Source organism: Lactobacillus sp. PSON (genome assembly GCF_052615405.1).
On record NZ_JBQXFW010000005.1, the window covers coordinates 97,669 to 112,948 of the forward strand.

Consider the following 15,280-nt stretch of genomic DNA (forward strand, 5'->3'; position numbering starts at 1 on the left):
TTTAAAGATTAATTTATTCTTCTGGGCGGTAATCTTTATCAATGATTAAGACTGGTTTAATGGTTTTTCCAGAACCTGAATCTGCATTAGCTTGATTGATATCTTCAAAATCATAAAATTTTTCAGTTTTATCAAAATCAAACATTCCCATTTTCCAAAAACTAATTAAACGTGGAACATCAATCTGAGGAATAGCATCCCCCATATTAACGCCAATAACCTTCTTATCTCCAACACAAAGGTCATTCCAAGTTGAAAATTCAAAATTATGAGGAGTTACAGCAATAGCTGCTTCAGTCCCTCCTTGAGCTAAACTATCTAAAGCATTTTTCATTACCGCTGGTAAACCTGTAGTATCTACTGCGTAATCTACACCATAACCATTAGTCAAATCTCTAATAGTTTCAACAGGATCTACTTCTTTAGAATTGATTACATTAGTTGCACCAAGTTCCATAGCAAGTTCAAGACGAGATGGTACAATATCAACTGCAATAACTTTAGTACAACCAGAAATTTTACCAGCCATCATTGCTGCAAGACCAACTGCACCTGTACCAAATACTGCTATTGTTTGACCAGGGCGAGGCTTTAAGGTGTTAAATACAGTCCCAGAACCTGTAATATAGCCACAGCCAAGTGGCCCAACTTTACGAAGATCAACATCTTTATCAATCTTTACACAATTACGCTGATTGGTAACAGTAGTAGTCGTAAATGACGATTGGTTAAACATATCAGAAATGTGTTCACCATTTTCTTTAAATTGGTCATCACCATCAAACCTTACTCCTGACAAGTTATAGTCAGCATAATGACGACATTGAGTTGGAATTCCTTCTAAACATTTATCACAAAGCCCATCAGCATAAAACGCCATTACTACATGATCACCTGGTTTAAAGTTTTTAACTTCTGAGCCAACTTTTTCAACAATTCCTGCTCCTTCATGTCCTAAAATCACAGGATAACCAAGACTTGCATCCCCACGTCTAATTGCTTCATCTGAGTGACATATACCACTTGCAACTACGTGAACTTGAACATCTGTTGGTCCTACTTCATGTAATTCAATATCATCTTTAATTACAAATGGATCGCCCATTTTTTCAACGACAGCAGCTTTAATTTTCATTGTTTTTCCTTTCTTTAAGTTTTTAAAGCGTTTTCATCTCACAAATCTATCATACTCTTTGTTTTGATTTTATCAAGTAAACGTTTACATTTATTTTCATAAGGCTAATTGGTATGCTTTTATTTATATGAATGTCTCACCACTAATAGCTACATTAATTAAAATTAGACTTTTTCACATGAAAAAACTAGGCATAAAGCCTAGTTACATTTAAATATATCTAACTGCTGTTCCATACGCTACAACTGACTGCATATCTCCTGCAATTGATCCAGTATCAAAACGCATCATTACAACTGCATCTGCTCCCATTTTGTTAGCTTTATCACGCATTCGTTCAATAGCTTCATCACGAGAAGATGTAAGCATTTTGGTATATGCTTTAATTTCTCCACCAACTAAACTTTTAAGTCCAGCTCCAATATCAGAAATCGCATTCCGAGATTGTGTAGTTACACCAAATACTTCTCCAATAATTTCGTAATCTTTGCCAGGAATACGTTCAGTTGTTGTTACTAAAATTGCCATTACTATGCACTTCTTTCATTATTTTTATTTATTATCGCATGAATTAGCTTCACTTTGCTAATATTTAGATTAGTTTTACATGTTTTTTATATAGAATTACAGCAATCCAAACTGAAATAAATGATGGTAAAACTAATACAACAATTAAATTTGGATCTAAAAAATTACCAACTTCAATGAATTCAGTGATTGTTTTTATTCGCCTAATATTACTGAATATTGCTTGGTAAACTGTAACATAAATTAAACTCCATTGAATATAATATTCAACTAAAGTTAAAGTTGTAGAGGAAAATTTAAATATTTTTGCAGCAGCTAACATTCCCCAGAACAATAAGATACCTGATAAAATCACAAATATAGCCAACAGTAAAAATAAGTTTCCCAACTTAATATGGTCTTGATTATTCATTAATAGATATGCTATTACAAAAAATACCAAGAAATTAATCATTGAAAAAAGAATCTGAATCGCAAATAAAATTCCTGCTTTTAAAAATTGAAATTTATTCTCAGATCTAAATAAAATTATCATCAGCGTTATAATAATAAACACTAAGAAAAAATATGTAACTTTCACTTTATTTTCCTTTCTCAAAAAGAAAAAGATAGGCGTACACCTACCTCTTCTTTTGGATTCATTGTTAATCTATTTATAAAAAATTAACTTCTATTCATTATAAATGTTATTTCAAAATAAGTTAAGAGTTTTTAAGTTAAAAACTGGTAGAATTTGATAAAATCATCTATAATCAATAAAAACGAAAGGAATGATATATATGGGTTTAACTTTTGACAATCCTAACAACTTAAACAAAATGTTAGACAAGTTTGCGGTAGTTCCAGATCCTAAAAAGACTCCCAAAAAACCTGATTCTAAAGATAAAAAAGATAAGAAGTCTAAAGACTAAACATAAAAAAGCTGCCAAATATGGCAGCTTTTTTATTAATAAATATTTTCTACTTGTTCTTGAGTTGATTCACTTGCTAAGAAGTCATCATAAGTTGTATCAGCACGACTAATAGTACCCTTTGGTCCAACTTCAATAATATGGTTAGCAATTGTTTGGATAAATTCATGATCGTGAGAAGTGAATAAAATTGAACCCTTATAATCCTTTAAAGCATCATTCAATGATGTAATTGATTCTAAGTCTAAGTGATTAGTTGGATCATCCATTACTAAAACATTAGCTGGTTGAAGCATCATACGAGATAATTGACAACGTACCTTTTCCCCACCGGATAGAACCTTAATTTTCTTCTCAATTTCATCACCGCTAAAGAGCATTCTTCCTAAAAATCCTCTTAAGAAAGTATTATCATCTTGTTCTTCTGTAGCATATTGACGAAGCCAATCTAAAATAGTCAAATCATCATTATTAAAGTTAGCATTTAAGTCTCTTGACATATAACTAAAAGCGGTAGTTTGTCCCCAAGTAACTGTTCCAGTATCTGGTTTAATCTTACCAGCAATAATTTGCATAAGAGCAGTTGTTGCCAAAGTATTACGTGATAAAAATGCTACCTTGTCACCTGGACGAACAATGAAAGAAACATTATCTAAAATCTTTTCACCATCAATTGAATATGAAACATTTTCAACTTTAAGTAAATCATTTCCTAAATCACGGTGTAAATCAAACTTAACAAATGGATATTTACGAGAAGATGGACGAATATCTTCTAAAGTAATCTTTTCAAGTTGCTTTTTACGAGAAGTTGCTTGACGAGATTTTGAAGCATTAGCAGAAAATCTAGCCACAAATTCTTGTAATTCTTTAATTTTTTCTTCTTTTTTAGCATTTTGGTTAGCTGCAAGTTCTGCTGCCAACTTACTTGATTCATACCAAAAGTCATAATTACCTACATAAAGTTGAATCTTACCAAAGTCAACATCACACATTTGAGTACATACTTGATTCAAAAAGTGACGGTCGTGAGATACAACAATAACAATATTAGGATAATCAGCTAAAAAGTTCTCAAGCCAATCTACTGTATGAACATCAAGACCGTTAGTAGGTTCGTCTAATAAAAGGATATCAGGATCTCCAAATAAAGCTTGAGCTAAAAGTACCTTAACTTTGTCAGATTCTGGTAATTCACTCATTTTACTTTGATGAAGATCTTCAGGAATATTCATTGATTGTAAGAGCTTAGAAGCATCTGCTTCTGCATTCCAACCATCAAGCTCAGCAAATTTGCTTTCAAGCTCAGCTGCCTTTACCCCATCTTCATCACTAAAGTCAGGCTTTGAATAAAGTGCATCTTTTTCTTGCATTACTTTATAAAGCTCTTTGTGTCCTTGAATAACTGTATCCATAACCGTATAATCTTCAAAAGCAAAGTGGTCTTGATTAAGACTAGACATACGTTCATTTGGATCAATTGAAATATTACCAGTAGTTGGTTCAAGCTTTCCTTCTAATAACTTTAAAAAAGTGGACTTACCAGCACCATTAGCACCAATAACCCCGTAGCAGTTGCCTGGCGTAAACTTTAAGTTGACATCTTCATATAATGTACGACCAGATAAATTAAGACTTAAGTCAGAAACTGTAATCAAAAATTTTTCCTCCCAAAATAAAAAAACATATTCAAATTATTTTATCAAATTCTAGCCAAAAATCTATAATAATTAGCGATAGTTTAGCATTTTTTAGAAAATTAATTATTTATAAAGAAAAAACTCCTGCCGAAGCAAGAATTTTTGATAAAAAGATATAAAGATAATTGAAGAAAGTATATCAATTTATGTAAATAACTGATATACTCTATATGGGTCTCGAAAAAATCTATAAGTCCTTATGATGACCCCTTCAATCAGGTAGTTGAATCCCCTTCTACCTGATTTTATTATACCATAAAAAATAACAAAAGTTATAATATTTTTTATATTTTTTGAAAAAATTGTAAAATTATATATTTTATTAACTCCATTCTCCACTTTAAGGTAAAATTGACTATAGATACTTAATTGGAGGTGGAATTTTTTGTACCCTGATAACAATATGTATTCATATCTTAAATGGCGTGGCGATATTGATTTGGCTAAGGCCCCTTTTAATGAAATTGACGCCTTAGTGCTTTCTATATTTTCGTATTTAAATTTACCTAATATAGTTTCAGATGGTCCTAAAACCATCACCGTTCAAGAAGCCGCAAAGATATATTTTTCACCTGACTATTACAGAAGTGATCACAGTTACTATCAAAAACTATTTAAATTAATGTCGGAAGCTAACCGTTTTAAAAATGCTAAATTATCTTATTATGTCAACACTTTAACTGACCAAACTCAATTTAGCGCAATTAAAATTCAATTAACTAATGGAATTAATTTTATTGCCTTTCGTGGTACCGATGATTCTTTGGTTGGTTGGAAAGAAGATTTTGAAATTAGCTTCAAAACAACAATCGCTCAAGAACAAGCAGTTCGTTATTTAAGTACAATTATGGACCGTGATAATGAAAATTATATGCTAGGAGGTCATTCAAAGGGCGGAAACTTAGCAGAATATGCAGCGCTTAATGTAAAAGAAGATTTGAGAAAACGCATTACAAATATTTATACTTTTGATTCACCAGGGATTGCTCAAGAAGTAGGAAATCAAATCCCCGAAAAATATTTAAAAAATACTCTTCATCGTTATGTTCCAGAGTTTAGTATTATTGGACGGCTTTTTGAACCTGAACAAATTGACGCTACAATTGTAGAAAGTAGCCGAAAAACTTTGAGTCAACATGATGCATTTAGCTGGGAAATTACCGGTTCACATTTTGTAACTAGACGACATCGTAATCCTCAAGCAAAAATTTATAATCAAATTATAAGTGAATGGATCGGGGATGCTAGTTTAGAAGAACGTGAAGCTTTAACAAATGATCTTTTTGGTGCTTTTGCTGCTAGTGGCGCTACCAAAATCAATGAATTAAGTAAAAATGGCTTTGGTGGATTTGGAGCGATTTTAATTTCTCTTGCTAACTCTTCCAGAAAAACTCGTTTTGTAGTTGGTAGCTTATTTACTACTTTATGGCAAGCTATTAAAAATATGGAAATTATCAAAGCATTATTTTCACGAGACACTATCGTGGGATGGATAATGGTGATTTTGGGAATTGTTAGTTTAACAGCTCCACAATATGCTATTCGTGCTTTTGGGGCATTAGTTGCTTTTGCAGGAATTGGCTTTAGTGTGCAGCAAATTTTAAAAACTGCTAATACTGCTTTACAGAAAAAGCAAAAACAATCCTTCATTATTAGTTATTTATTGATTTTTGCTCTTTCTATAGCTCTTCTCTCTAACAATCGGCTATTAATATTCTTAGCGCACTACTTTTTAGGAATATTTTTAGTGGTTTATTCATATATTCGACTCAGACAAGTTATACTTCGAGCAGTTGTCGGTGTATTTCAAAAAATAATTGTTTGTATCGAAGCAATTATCGCATTTGCATTAGGAATAGTTGTTGTAGTAAACCCTAAATACTTTAATAAGCAATCAATTATAATTGTTGGAATTTTACTTATTATTTATGGTTTCTTTAAACTTGTTGATGAACTTTTCAAGCAGCGAAAGAAACTCCCAACTAAACATAGATAAAAAAACTAGAAGTAAAACTTCTAGTTTTTTTATTAAATCAAATCCATTTTTACCAAATATTCTGCATTTTCGACGGTATTCCAAGCTGCACCCTTTAATAAATTATCAGCTACCACCCACATATTAAAGCAGCCTGGATTTTCATAATCAGGACGAATTCTACCTACATAAGTCTCTCTAGTTCCTTCTGCATTAAGAGGTTGTGGATAAAGTTGATTTTTAATATCATCTTGTAAAATATTTCCAGGAAAACTTGCTACTGCATCTTTAATATCTTGAGCAGTAGCTTTTTCATCTTCAACTTCAAAATAAACACTTTCTCCATGAGAAATTATTACTGGAACTCTAACACAAGTTGCAGTTACCTTGATATCTTTTGAATTCATATCTCCTAACATGATTTTCTTAGTTTCATGAATCATCTTCCATTCTTCATGAGAATATCCACTATCTTCTAAAACATCAATTTGTGGAAGTAAATTAAATGCTAGCGGATAATGTCTTTTATCGCCTTTTGTTGGTAAAATTTTAGCATTTCCACGAATATCTTCACCATTAAGATAATCTTGAGCTTCCTTTTTTAATTCATCAATAGCAGCTTGCCCTGCACCAGAAGCAGCTTGATAAGTTGAAACAATTATCTGCTTTAAGCCAAACTTACGTCTAATTGGTTCCAGTGCCATCATCATTTGAATTGTTGAACAATTTGGATTAGCAATAATTCCATGGTGGTTCTTTAAGGCTTCTGGATTTACTTCAGGCACTACTAACGGTACGTCTGGATCCATTCTAAATGCACTTGTATTATCTACACAAACTGCTCCGCGTTTAACAGCTTCTGGTAAAAACTTCTTAGAAACTGCTCCACCTGCAGAAGACAAAACCAAGTCAATTCCATCAAAAGATTCTGGAGTAGTTTCTTCAACAGTTAATTCTTCATTTTTTAATTTTAATTTTTTACCAGCAGATCTAAATGAAGCTAGTAATTTTACACTTTTTACAGGAATAGTTGAATGCTCTAACTGTTCAATCATTCTCCGCCCGACTGCACCAGTAGCACCTAAAATTGCAATATTATATTCTTTAGTCATTATTTTCCCCTCTTAAAAATTCACCAATTCTTCTCATCGCTTCTTTTAAATCCTCATCCGAAGAAGCATAAGATAAACGAACATAACCATCTCCACCAGGTCCAAATGCGCTTCCGGGAGTAACTCCAACTTTAGCTTTAAATGCCAAATCTAATGCAAATTGCATATCATCTTTAGCATATTCATCCGGAATTTTAGCAAATATATAAAATGCTCCTTGTGGCTTAATAGTTGAAATACCAAATTTATTTAACTCATTAATGACAAAATCTCTGCGTTTTTGATAAATTTTACAAAAAACTTTTGGATCATCTTGTCCATTAACTAAGGCTTCTATAGCTGCAGCTTGAGCCGAATCATTAGCAGTTGTAACCATCAAACCATGCACTTTTCCAATTTGTTCCATAATTTCTTTTGGGCCTGCAATATAACCCAAACGATAACCTGTCATAGCATGAGATTTTGAAAAACCAGAAATATATATAGTTCTTTCAGGAATTTCTTGCGCAATTGAATAATGATCAATTCCGTAAGTAAGAGAACTGTAAATTTCATCAGTAATCATATATAAATGATTATCTTTAATAACTTTAGCTAAGTTTTGAATTTCATCTTTACTATATTCAACACCAGTTGGGTTAGTAGGATAATTTAAAACTACAGCTTTAATTGATGGATCTTTTTTCACTTCTTCTTCAAGTTTTTGTGCTGATAATTTAAAATTTTCACTTGAAGTATCAACTAATTTATATGAAGCATCTGCTAAATATGCTACTGGCCAATAAAGTGAAAAAACCGGCGTAGGAATTAAAATCTTATCCCCTGGATTAGTAAGTGCAAAAATTGCTGCATTAATAGCTTCGGTAGCACCAATAGTTACTACAATCTCGTCTTCTGGACTATATTCTACTCCTACTTCTTTTTTGAGGAATTTACTAATAGCTTGACGCAATTCTAACTTTCCTTTTTGCGGAGCATAATGTGAGTCATTATCTTGTATACTTTTAATAGCTGCTTTTTTAACATGCTCTGGAGTATTAAAATCTGGCTCACCTAAAGTTAATTTAATAATTCCAGAAATTGTCGAAACTTTATTATCAAAAATTCTAATTCCAGAAGCCTTTACATTCTTTATTTTTTGACTAAAATCCAAATCTTGAGCTAAATGTGGCATAAATCCACCTCACATCCTATAAAATATTTTCTAAACCAACTATTAATTGTTTTAAATCTGAAACTTGTTCAAGTGCGACCTTTACGCCACTCATAAATGATGATCTATCAAAAGAATCTTGACGAATAGTCAATGCCTCTCCTTTTGAACCAAACAAAACCTGTTCATGTGCAATATAACCAGGTAAGCGAACTGAGTGAATTCTAATTCCTTGATAATCACCACCACGAACTTGGCTAAGGGTTTCTTTCTCATTAGGGGAAGTTTCATGAGAAGGACGAACTTGAGAAATGAGCTTAGCAGTAGCTAAGGCAGTACCAGAAGGAGCATCTTTTTTATCTGCATGGTGCATTTCAATGATTTCAACATCTGGAAAGTATTTAGCAGCTTCTTGAGCAAATTTCATAAGTAATACTGCAGAGATTCCAAAATTAGGAGCTATTAAACCACCTACTGCTTCTTTTTGAGATAAAATTATCAATTCTTTCTCTTGCTTATCAGTTAATCCAGTAGTTCCTACAATTGGATTAATATGATGACTTATAGCGAATTTAACATTCTCAAAAACTGCACTAGGACTTGTAAAATCTATCCAAATATCAGCAATATTATCCGGGATTTCAGCTAAATTATTAAAAATTTTTACATCCCCATCCAAGCCATACTTCTCAGGCTTTTTTTCAGCACGCGGAGCTAATCCACCCACCAATCTAAAACCAGCTAATGAATTAACTAACTTTACAGCTTCTTGGCCCATTGAACCAGTAAAACCTGCAATCAATACTCGCTTATTCATTTTCTTACTCCTCACCTAAATTAAGAGATAGTTTTTCCATTAAAGCACTATCCTTTAAGCCTAACTTTTGAGCTAGTCGTACTTTTTCTTCATCATTTAAAGTTACAAGTGGCAATCGTACTCCGCCAACTTTAAATCCTTGTGCATTTAAAACAGCCTTTACAGGGGATGGAGATGGATACATAAATAAAGCATTCATTCTTGGGGTGAGCCATCTTTGAAGTCTTGCTGCTTCAGAATAATTACCTGAGTATAAGTTGTCATACATTTCACGCATTTGTCGTGGATAAACATGCTCTGCAACAGAAATTACTCCATTTGCTCCCAAAAGACGTGCAGTTAAAGCCTGTGCATCTTCTCCAGTAAAAACTTGAAAATCCTGATCTTTATGATCAATAATGTATTCTAATTCTTCAAGTGATGCACATTGCTTAATACCTTTAATGTTTTTTAGATGGGATAATTGAACAATGGTTTCCTTAGCCATTTTTACTCCAGTTCTGCCAGGAATATTATAAATAATGAGTGGCAATTGACTTGCATCATTTACTGCAGTAAAGTGAGCAACCATCCCTCTTTGATTAGGCTTATTATAAGGCGGTACTACAACTAAGCCATAATCAATCCCATCGATACTTGCTACTTCATTAGCAAAAGCTATCGTTTCTGCAGTGTTATTGGATCCAACTCCAGCAATAACAGGAACACGGTGATTTACAATTTGACCAAATCTAGTATAAAGTTCAATCTTTTCATCATGACTTAAAGTTGGTGTTTCACCAGTGGTCCCTCCAATTACAAAACCATTAGAACCATTATCAATTAAATAATTTGTTAACTTTTCTAAACTATCAAAATCAATCTTATCATCTTCATTAAACGGAGTAATAAGTGCTGTAATTAAATCTGCATCAATTAAATTTGCCATTTTCATTTCTCCATTCTATTAATTAAAAATCCTTTAATTGCTGTAATACCTTTATAAATACTATCTTCATTTGGAGTAAGTGTTGCACAATGAAGCTGAGAATCATCTTCAACTCCTAACCAAAACATAACCCCTGGAAATTTATTAAGCAAAAATCCAAAATCTTCTCCTGTCATTGCTGGGGATGTTTCAATATAGGTTACATTTGGATTATTTTTCATATAAGAAATAAATTCACAGGCTAAATCAGAATTATTTTCTACTGGCCAATAACCACCTTGATTCAATTTTAATTCCACTTTAACGTTATAACTTTTTGCAATTCCTTCACAGACTTCTTGCAAGCGCCGATCAATATTAAGAATCATTTTTTGAGTTAATCCACGAATAGTCCCCTCAATCCGAGTATGTGATGCAATCACATTACGAATTGTACCAGCTTCAACTTTTCCTAAAGTTATTACCCCACTTTGAATAGGGTCAATACTACGCGAGATAATAGTTTGAATTTGCATAATTAAACTTGCGCTAGCAACTACAGTATCATTAGCATCTTGGGGAAAAGCAGCATGACCACCTTTTCCATAAATATCAATATCAACTTCTGTGGTTCCTCCAAAAAGCGTTCCATTAAGACAACCAATAGCTCCAGCAGGCAAAGCAGGATTAATATGCAATCCATAAAACTCATCAGGCTTCCATTTACCTTGAAAGATTCCATTATCATATGCAAGTTTAGCGCCACTTTCACTTTCTTCAGCTGGCTGAAAGAAGAATAACAAATTATCTTTCGGTTGATTTTCACTAAAATAATCAAGTAAACCTAATGCAACCGTCATATGTATATCATGCCCACAAGCATGCATTACTGCAGGATGGTTTGAAGCAAAATTCAAACCTGTTTTTTCTACAATAGGCAAAGCGTCAATATCTGCTCGATATGCAATAGTTCGTTTAGGACATTTACCATGAACTAAAACTAAAATTGATGTAGGAAGCTGCTCTGGAACGTAAATTTCCAAATTATCTTGTTTAAAATTTTTAATTATTTCTATTAAATAGTCATGAGTTTGCTTTTCATGGAGTGCTAATTCTGGAATTTGATGTAGATGTCGTCTAATATTAATTAATTCGTTTTTATTTAACATACTAAATCTTCCTTAAATCATCCTCTAATTCAGTTTTATTTGCAGTTTTTTCATCAACTTGTTTAATAAATTTAGCAGGAACACCAGCTACCATTGTGTGAGCAGCAACATCATGAGTTACAATTGCTCCAGCAGCTATAACAGCTCCTTCACCAACATGCACACCTTCAATTACTACGGCGTTTGCCCCAATTAAAACATTATCATCTATTCTTACAGGCTTAGCAGAAGCTGGTTCAATTACTCCAGCTAATACAGCTCCTGCTCCTACATGACAGTGCTTACCAACAATTGCACGTCCTCCTAGAACTGCCCCCATATCAATCATCGAGTCAGCCCCAATTTCTGCTCCAATATTGATGATTGCTCCCATCATAATTACTGCATTGGCACCAATTTCTACTTGCTCACGAATAATAGCTCCCGGCTCAATTCGTGCATTAACTTTTTTAAAATCAAGAAGTGGAACAGCTGAATTTCTAGCATTATTTTCAACACGATAGTTAGAAATATTTGCTTGATTTTCATTTAAAAACTTTTCTATATTTTTCCAATCACCAAAAATCACACCACTTTTAGAATTGACATAATCTTCAATCTCTTCTGGAAAAATTAATTCATCCATATTTCCTTTAATAAAAACTTTAACAGGCGTCTTCTTTGGTGCATTGCCAATATAGTTAATAATTGATTGCGCATCTAACTTTGTCATTTTTATTCCTCCACTTTTATAAATATTGATCTAAGTGAACTAAATCTTCTAAACTTTCTCTTTTTATAATTAATTTTGCTTTTCCATTTTCTGCAAAGACAACTGCAGGACGGGGATTTCGATTATAATTTGAAGCCATTGAATATCCATATGCTCCAGTATCTAAAACTGCTATAATATCTCCTGATTTAAGAGAAGGTAATTGTGCGTTTTTTATCAAAATATCACCAGATTCGCAATATTTTCCAGCTAAGTTAACAACCTCATCCGCTGTTTTATTAAGATTATTTGCTAAAACAGCTTCATAATTTGCATTATATAAAGCTGGTCGAATATTATCTCCCATCCCTCCATCAACCATAATGTAACTTATAAGTCCAGGAACATCTTTGCGACTTCCAACAGTATATAAACTATATCCTGCAGGACCAACAATTGAGCGTCCTGGTTCAATGTCGATTTCTGGCATTGGAAAATTAAGTTTAGTTGTTTCTTCTTTTATAGTTGCAACAATTGCTTTTACAAACTCTTCAGCTTTTAAAGGTCTATCTTGTTTTACATATTTAATGCCAAAACCTCCGCCAACATTAATTACTTGAGCAGTGTAATTATATTTTTCACGCCAAGCTGCAGCGACTTGAATTAATTTTTGAGCTGCCATTTTAAAACCATTCAACTCAAAAATCTGTGAACCAATATGAGCATGAAGACCTAAAACATTAATTCTAGAATTAGCTAAAGCTTGATTCAATGCTTGATCTGCTTGACCTGACTCTAAATCAAAACCAAATTTACTATCCACTTGACCAGTCTGATCGTATTCATGAGTATGAGCTGAAATTCCAGGAGTAATTCTCAAAACAATATTAGTTTTAGTGTCTTTTTCCTCCAGAATTTGATTCAACAAATCCAATTCATAAAAATTATCGACCATAATTCTGCCAACATGATTTTCAATTGCCATTTCAAGTTCAAAACGAGATTTATTATTTCCATGAAAATTAACCTTTTCCATTGGGAACCGTGCCTTAATCGCAGTATATAATTCTCCAGCTGAAACCACATCAATTGCTGCACCTTCCTCATTAGCAACTTGATACATTGCAATTGCAGAAAAAGCTTTACTTGCATAGCTAACTTCATACTTGATATTTTCTTGCTCAAATATGGTTTCAAACTGGCGAATTTGATTGCGAATTTTGCTTACGTCATAAACTACCAAAGGAGTGCCATATTCATGTGCTAATTGCACAGTATCAACACCGCCAATTAGTAAATGACCTTCTTGATTAATTTCTTCTGGGTTAATTTGTGAATTCATTATATTCTCCTACTTTCTTTTTGTAGGAGCGCCAATAAAAAAATCCATTGTCTGCGCCAAACAAACAATGGATTAAATTATTTTTTAATCTTATGGTCGATAGCGCTCCGCGATTATATTTCGCGACAGTCCGTAATTTATTCAATTACGCCCCAGCAAATAGTACTGACAAATACTACAGCTTCGGCAATCTTCCCTTTCACATTAATCATTAGCATTGTCTTGCTTCATAGATGTTACTAATGTCGATTGCACCTCTTCGATTTGGTTAAATTGTATATTTTATTAAAATTGCTGTCAATACTTTTTTCATAAAATTTAATTTTTATTTTTTACTACTATCTATGCCATCTTTATAAAGCTTGATTTATTAACATTTGTGCTTGCAAGAATAAAAAAGCATGTTAAAATTCAATTAAATTAATTTACTAAGTGCACTTTTTAAAAATTAAAATCCAAAAAACATGAAAGAAGTTTTAAATTATGAAAGTAATTAAATTTGGAGGTAGTTCTTTAGCTTCTGGTGAAAGTGTATCAAATGCCATAGATATTTTAACTGCAGAAGATCAACGTCAAGTAATGGTTGTTTCTGCACCCGGAAAAAGATTCCCTGAAGATACTAAAGTAACAGACTTATTAATTGAATATGCTGAAAAGACTTTGCATCATCAAGATACAAATAATATTGTGTCCGAAATTTTTAATCGTTATCAAAAAATTGGAAAGTACTTTGGTATTAGCAATACAGAACTTGATGTTATTCATTACCTTCTTTTGAACTTACCAAAGCAAAACTATCCTAATGATGACTATCTTTTAGCAGCTTTCAAAGCTCACGGTGAAAGGCTCAACGCAAGATTAATTGCTTTAATTTTAAATCAGTTAGGAATCAAAAGTCGGTACATTGATCCAGTTGAAGCTGGCCTAATAGTTACAGGAGAACCTAATGATGCTTTAGTAAATCCCGAAAGCTATATAAATCTAGACCATTTAAAAATTGATCCTAATGAAAAAATAGTTTTTCCTGGATTTTTTGGTATTACTCCGTCAGGTCACATTGCCACTTTTTCTAGAGGAGGTTCTGATATTACTGGAGCAATTTTAGCTAGAGGATTACATAGTGAGCTTTATGAAAATTTTACCGATGTTAGCGGTATTTTTTCAGTAAATCCAGCTATTGTGTCTCATCCAGCTACAATTAAAAAAATGACTTACCGTGAAATGCGTGAACTCTCCTATGCAGGCTTCTCTGTCTTTCACGATGAAGCGCTAATTCCCGCAATCCAAGGTGAAATTCCTATCAATGTTAAAAATACTAATCTTCCCACAGAATCTGGAACGATGATTTTACCTAACAGAAATTTCGTCCCTGATCGAGTTATTACTGGTGTAGCAAGTCAAAAGCATTTTTCAGCCTTATATTTGCATAAATACCTACTCAATAAAGAGGCAGGTTTTACATTGAGAATTTTACAAATTCTAGATAAATATCATGTTCCCTATGAACATATGCCTTCTGGAATTGATGATATTACTATTATTTTCAATCGTAAATTTTTAACAGATCAATTAATTGATTTAATTTGTAATGAAATCCAAGCACTTATTAATCCTGATCAACTAGAATGGATCAATGACTATGCAATAATTATGGTTGTTGGTGAAGGAATGAAGAACAAAGCTGGAGTTAGTGCTACAATTCTTTCCTCTCTTCAAGAACAAGGAATTACACCTCAAATGATTAATCAAGGTGCTTCACAAATTTCAATTATGATTGGTACCAAAAAAGAAGAAGCCAGTTTAGCAGTTAAAACTATCTATCGACAATTTTTCTAAAGGA

14 protein-coding genes and 1 riboswitch are annotated in these 15,280 nt (G+C 32.7%); of the genes, 3 read left to right on the forward strand and 11 right to left on the reverse strand.

The features are described 5' to 3' along the window. Positions 1-13: 13 nt before the first annotated feature. From ACTHPI_RS04400 to ACTHPI_RS04410, 3 genes are all read right to left on the reverse strand, one after another. The gene (locus ACTHPI_RS04400; RefSeq protein ID WP_445352965.1) at positions 14-1,135 is read right to left on the reverse strand and encodes an NAD(P)-dependent alcohol dehydrogenase; all 1,122 of its coding nucleotides are present in this window, start codon (positions 1,133-1,135) and stop codon (positions 14-16) included. Positions 1,136-1,345: 210 nt separating this feature from the next. Then, complete coding sequence (locus ACTHPI_RS04405) at positions 1,346-1,663, reverse strand: heavy metal-binding domain-containing protein (RefSeq protein ID WP_445352966.1); 318 nt, start codon at positions 1,661-1,663, stop codon at positions 1,346-1,348. A gap of 64 nt (positions 1,664-1,727) precedes the next feature. Then, positions 1,728-2,243: an SA1002 family membrane protein gene (locus ACTHPI_RS04410; RefSeq protein ID WP_445352967.1), complete on the reverse strand. Its 516-nt coding sequence runs from the start codon at positions 2,241-2,243 to the stop codon at positions 1,728-1,730. Positions 2,244-2,442: 199 nt separating this feature from the next. Between ACTHPI_RS04410 and ACTHPI_RS04415 the strand changes: the two genes are divergently transcribed. Continuing rightward, on the forward strand, positions 2,443-2,574 hold the full coding sequence (locus ACTHPI_RS04415; protein WP_445352968.1) for an SPJ_0845 family protein: 132 nt from the start codon (positions 2,443-2,445) through the stop codon (positions 2,572-2,574). 35 nt (positions 2,575-2,609) lie between these two features. Here the strand turns inward: ACTHPI_RS04415 and ACTHPI_RS04420 are convergent, their stop codons facing one another. Beyond that, positions 2,610-4,232, reverse strand: a complete 1,623-nt coding sequence (locus ACTHPI_RS04420; RefSeq protein ID WP_445352969.1) for an ABC-F family ATP-binding cassette domain-containing protein — start codon at positions 4,230-4,232, stop codon at positions 2,610-2,612. Between the two features lie 427 nt (positions 4,233-4,659). Here ACTHPI_RS04420 and ACTHPI_RS04425 point away from each other — a divergent pair, with 427 nt between their 5' ends. Further along, positions 4,660-6,270 (forward strand): Mbeg1-like protein, encoded by a 1,611-nt coding sequence (locus tag ACTHPI_RS04425; protein WP_445352970.1) that lies wholly within the window; start codon positions 4,660-4,662, stop codon positions 6,268-6,270. Between the two features lie 32 nt (positions 6,271-6,302). Here ACTHPI_RS04425 and ACTHPI_RS04430 read toward each other — a convergent pair whose 3' ends face one another. From ACTHPI_RS04430 to lysA, 7 genes are read right to left on the reverse strand one after another with little or no spacing between them, the layout of a single operon-like run. After that, positions 6,303-7,361: an aspartate-semialdehyde dehydrogenase gene (locus ACTHPI_RS04430; protein ID WP_445352971.1), complete on the reverse strand. Its 1,059-nt coding sequence runs from the start codon at positions 7,359-7,361 to the stop codon at positions 6,303-6,305. Continuing rightward, a complete protein-coding gene (locus ACTHPI_RS04435) occupies positions 7,354-8,535 on the reverse strand; it encodes an aminotransferase class I/II-fold pyridoxal phosphate-dependent enzyme (protein ID WP_445352972.1) in 1,182 nt (393 codons plus the stop codon). Before ACTHPI_RS04435 ends, ACTHPI_RS04430 begins: the two co-directional genes overlap by 8 nt. 16 nt (positions 8,536-8,551) lie before the next feature. Further along, entirely contained in the window at positions 8,552-9,331 is a 780-nt protein-coding gene (gene dapB / locus ACTHPI_RS04440) for a 4-hydroxy-tetrahydrodipicolinate reductase (RefSeq protein WP_445352973.1), read from the reverse strand. Between the two features lie 4 nt (positions 9,332-9,335). Beyond that, on the reverse strand, positions 9,336-10,259 hold the full coding sequence (gene dapA / locus ACTHPI_RS04445) for a 4-hydroxy-tetrahydrodipicolinate synthase (RefSeq protein WP_445352974.1): 924 nt from the start codon (positions 10,257-10,259) through the stop codon (positions 9,336-9,338). A gap of 2 nt (positions 10,260-10,261) precedes the next feature. Beyond that, positions 10,262-11,407 carry an N-acetyldiaminopimelate deacetylase gene (locus ACTHPI_RS04450; protein WP_445352975.1) on the reverse strand — a complete coding sequence of 382 codons (1,146 nt, stop codon included), beginning with the start codon at positions 11,405-11,407 and terminating at the stop codon, positions 10,262-10,264. A gap of 1 nt (position 11,408) precedes the next feature. After that, complete coding sequence (gene dapD, locus ACTHPI_RS04455; protein ID WP_445352976.1) at positions 11,409-12,119, reverse strand: 2,3,4,5-tetrahydropyridine-2,6-dicarboxylate N-acetyltransferase; 711 nt, start codon at positions 12,117-12,119, stop codon at positions 11,409-11,411. 16 nt (positions 12,120-12,135) lie between these two features. Then, the gene (lysA, locus tag ACTHPI_RS04460) at positions 12,136-13,440 is read right to left on the reverse strand and encodes a diaminopimelate decarboxylase (RefSeq protein WP_445352977.1); all 1,305 of its coding nucleotides are present in this window, start codon (positions 13,438-13,440) and stop codon (positions 12,136-12,138) included. Positions 13,441-13,531: 91 nt separating this feature from the next. Then, positions 13,532-13,708, reverse strand: a riboswitch (Lysine riboswitch). A gap of 215 nt (positions 13,709-13,923) precedes the next feature. Here lysA and ACTHPI_RS04465 point away from each other — a divergent pair. Then, positions 13,924-15,276, forward strand: a complete 1,353-nt coding sequence (locus tag ACTHPI_RS04465; protein WP_445352978.1) for an aspartate kinase — start codon at positions 13,924-13,926, stop codon at positions 15,274-15,276. Positions 15,277-15,280 lie beyond the last annotated feature (4 nt).

What these genes read in the sequence shown, in the direction of transcription:
- dapA (WP_445352974.1), bottom strand. Translation starts at nt 10,259, where the DNA reads ATGGCAAATTTAATTGATGCAGATTTAATTACAGCACTTATTACTCCG.
- ACTHPI_RS04405 (WP_445352966.1), bottom strand. Translation starts at nt 1,663, where the DNA reads ATGGCAATTTTAGTAACAACAACTGAACGTATTCCTGGCAAAGATTAC.
- ACTHPI_RS04435 (WP_445352972.1), bottom strand. Translation starts at nt 8,535, where the DNA reads ATGCCACATTTAGCTCAAGATTTGGATTTTAGTCAAAAAATAAAGAAT.
- ACTHPI_RS04415 (WP_445352968.1), top strand. Translation starts at nt 2,443, where the DNA reads ATGGGTTTAACTTTTGACAATCCTAACAACTTAAACAAAATGTTAGAC.
- ACTHPI_RS04465 (WP_445352978.1), top strand. Translation starts at nt 13,924, where the DNA reads ATGAAAGTAATTAAATTTGGAGGTAGTTCTTTAGCTTCTGGTGAAAGT.
- ACTHPI_RS04430 (WP_445352971.1), bottom strand. Translation starts at nt 7,361, where the DNA reads ATGACTAAAGAATATAATATTGCAATTTTAGGTGCTACTGGTGCAGTC.
- dapD (WP_445352976.1), bottom strand. Translation starts at nt 12,119, where the DNA reads ATGACAAAGTTAGATGCGCAATCAATTATTAACTATATTGGCAATGCA.
- lysA (WP_445352977.1), bottom strand. Translation starts at nt 13,440, where the DNA reads ATGAATTCACAAATTAACCCAGAAGAAATTAATCAAGAAGGTCATTTA.
- ACTHPI_RS04450 (WP_445352975.1), bottom strand. Translation starts at nt 11,407, where the DNA reads ATGTTAAATAAAAACGAATTAATTAATATTAGACGACATCTACATCAA.
- ACTHPI_RS04400 (WP_445352965.1), bottom strand. Translation starts at nt 1,135, where the DNA reads ATGAAAATTAAAGCTGCTGTCGTTGAAAAAATGGGCGATCCATTTGTA.
- dapB (WP_445352973.1), bottom strand. Translation starts at nt 9,331, where the DNA reads ATGAATAAGCGAGTATTGATTGCAGGTTTTACTGGTTCAATGGGCCAA.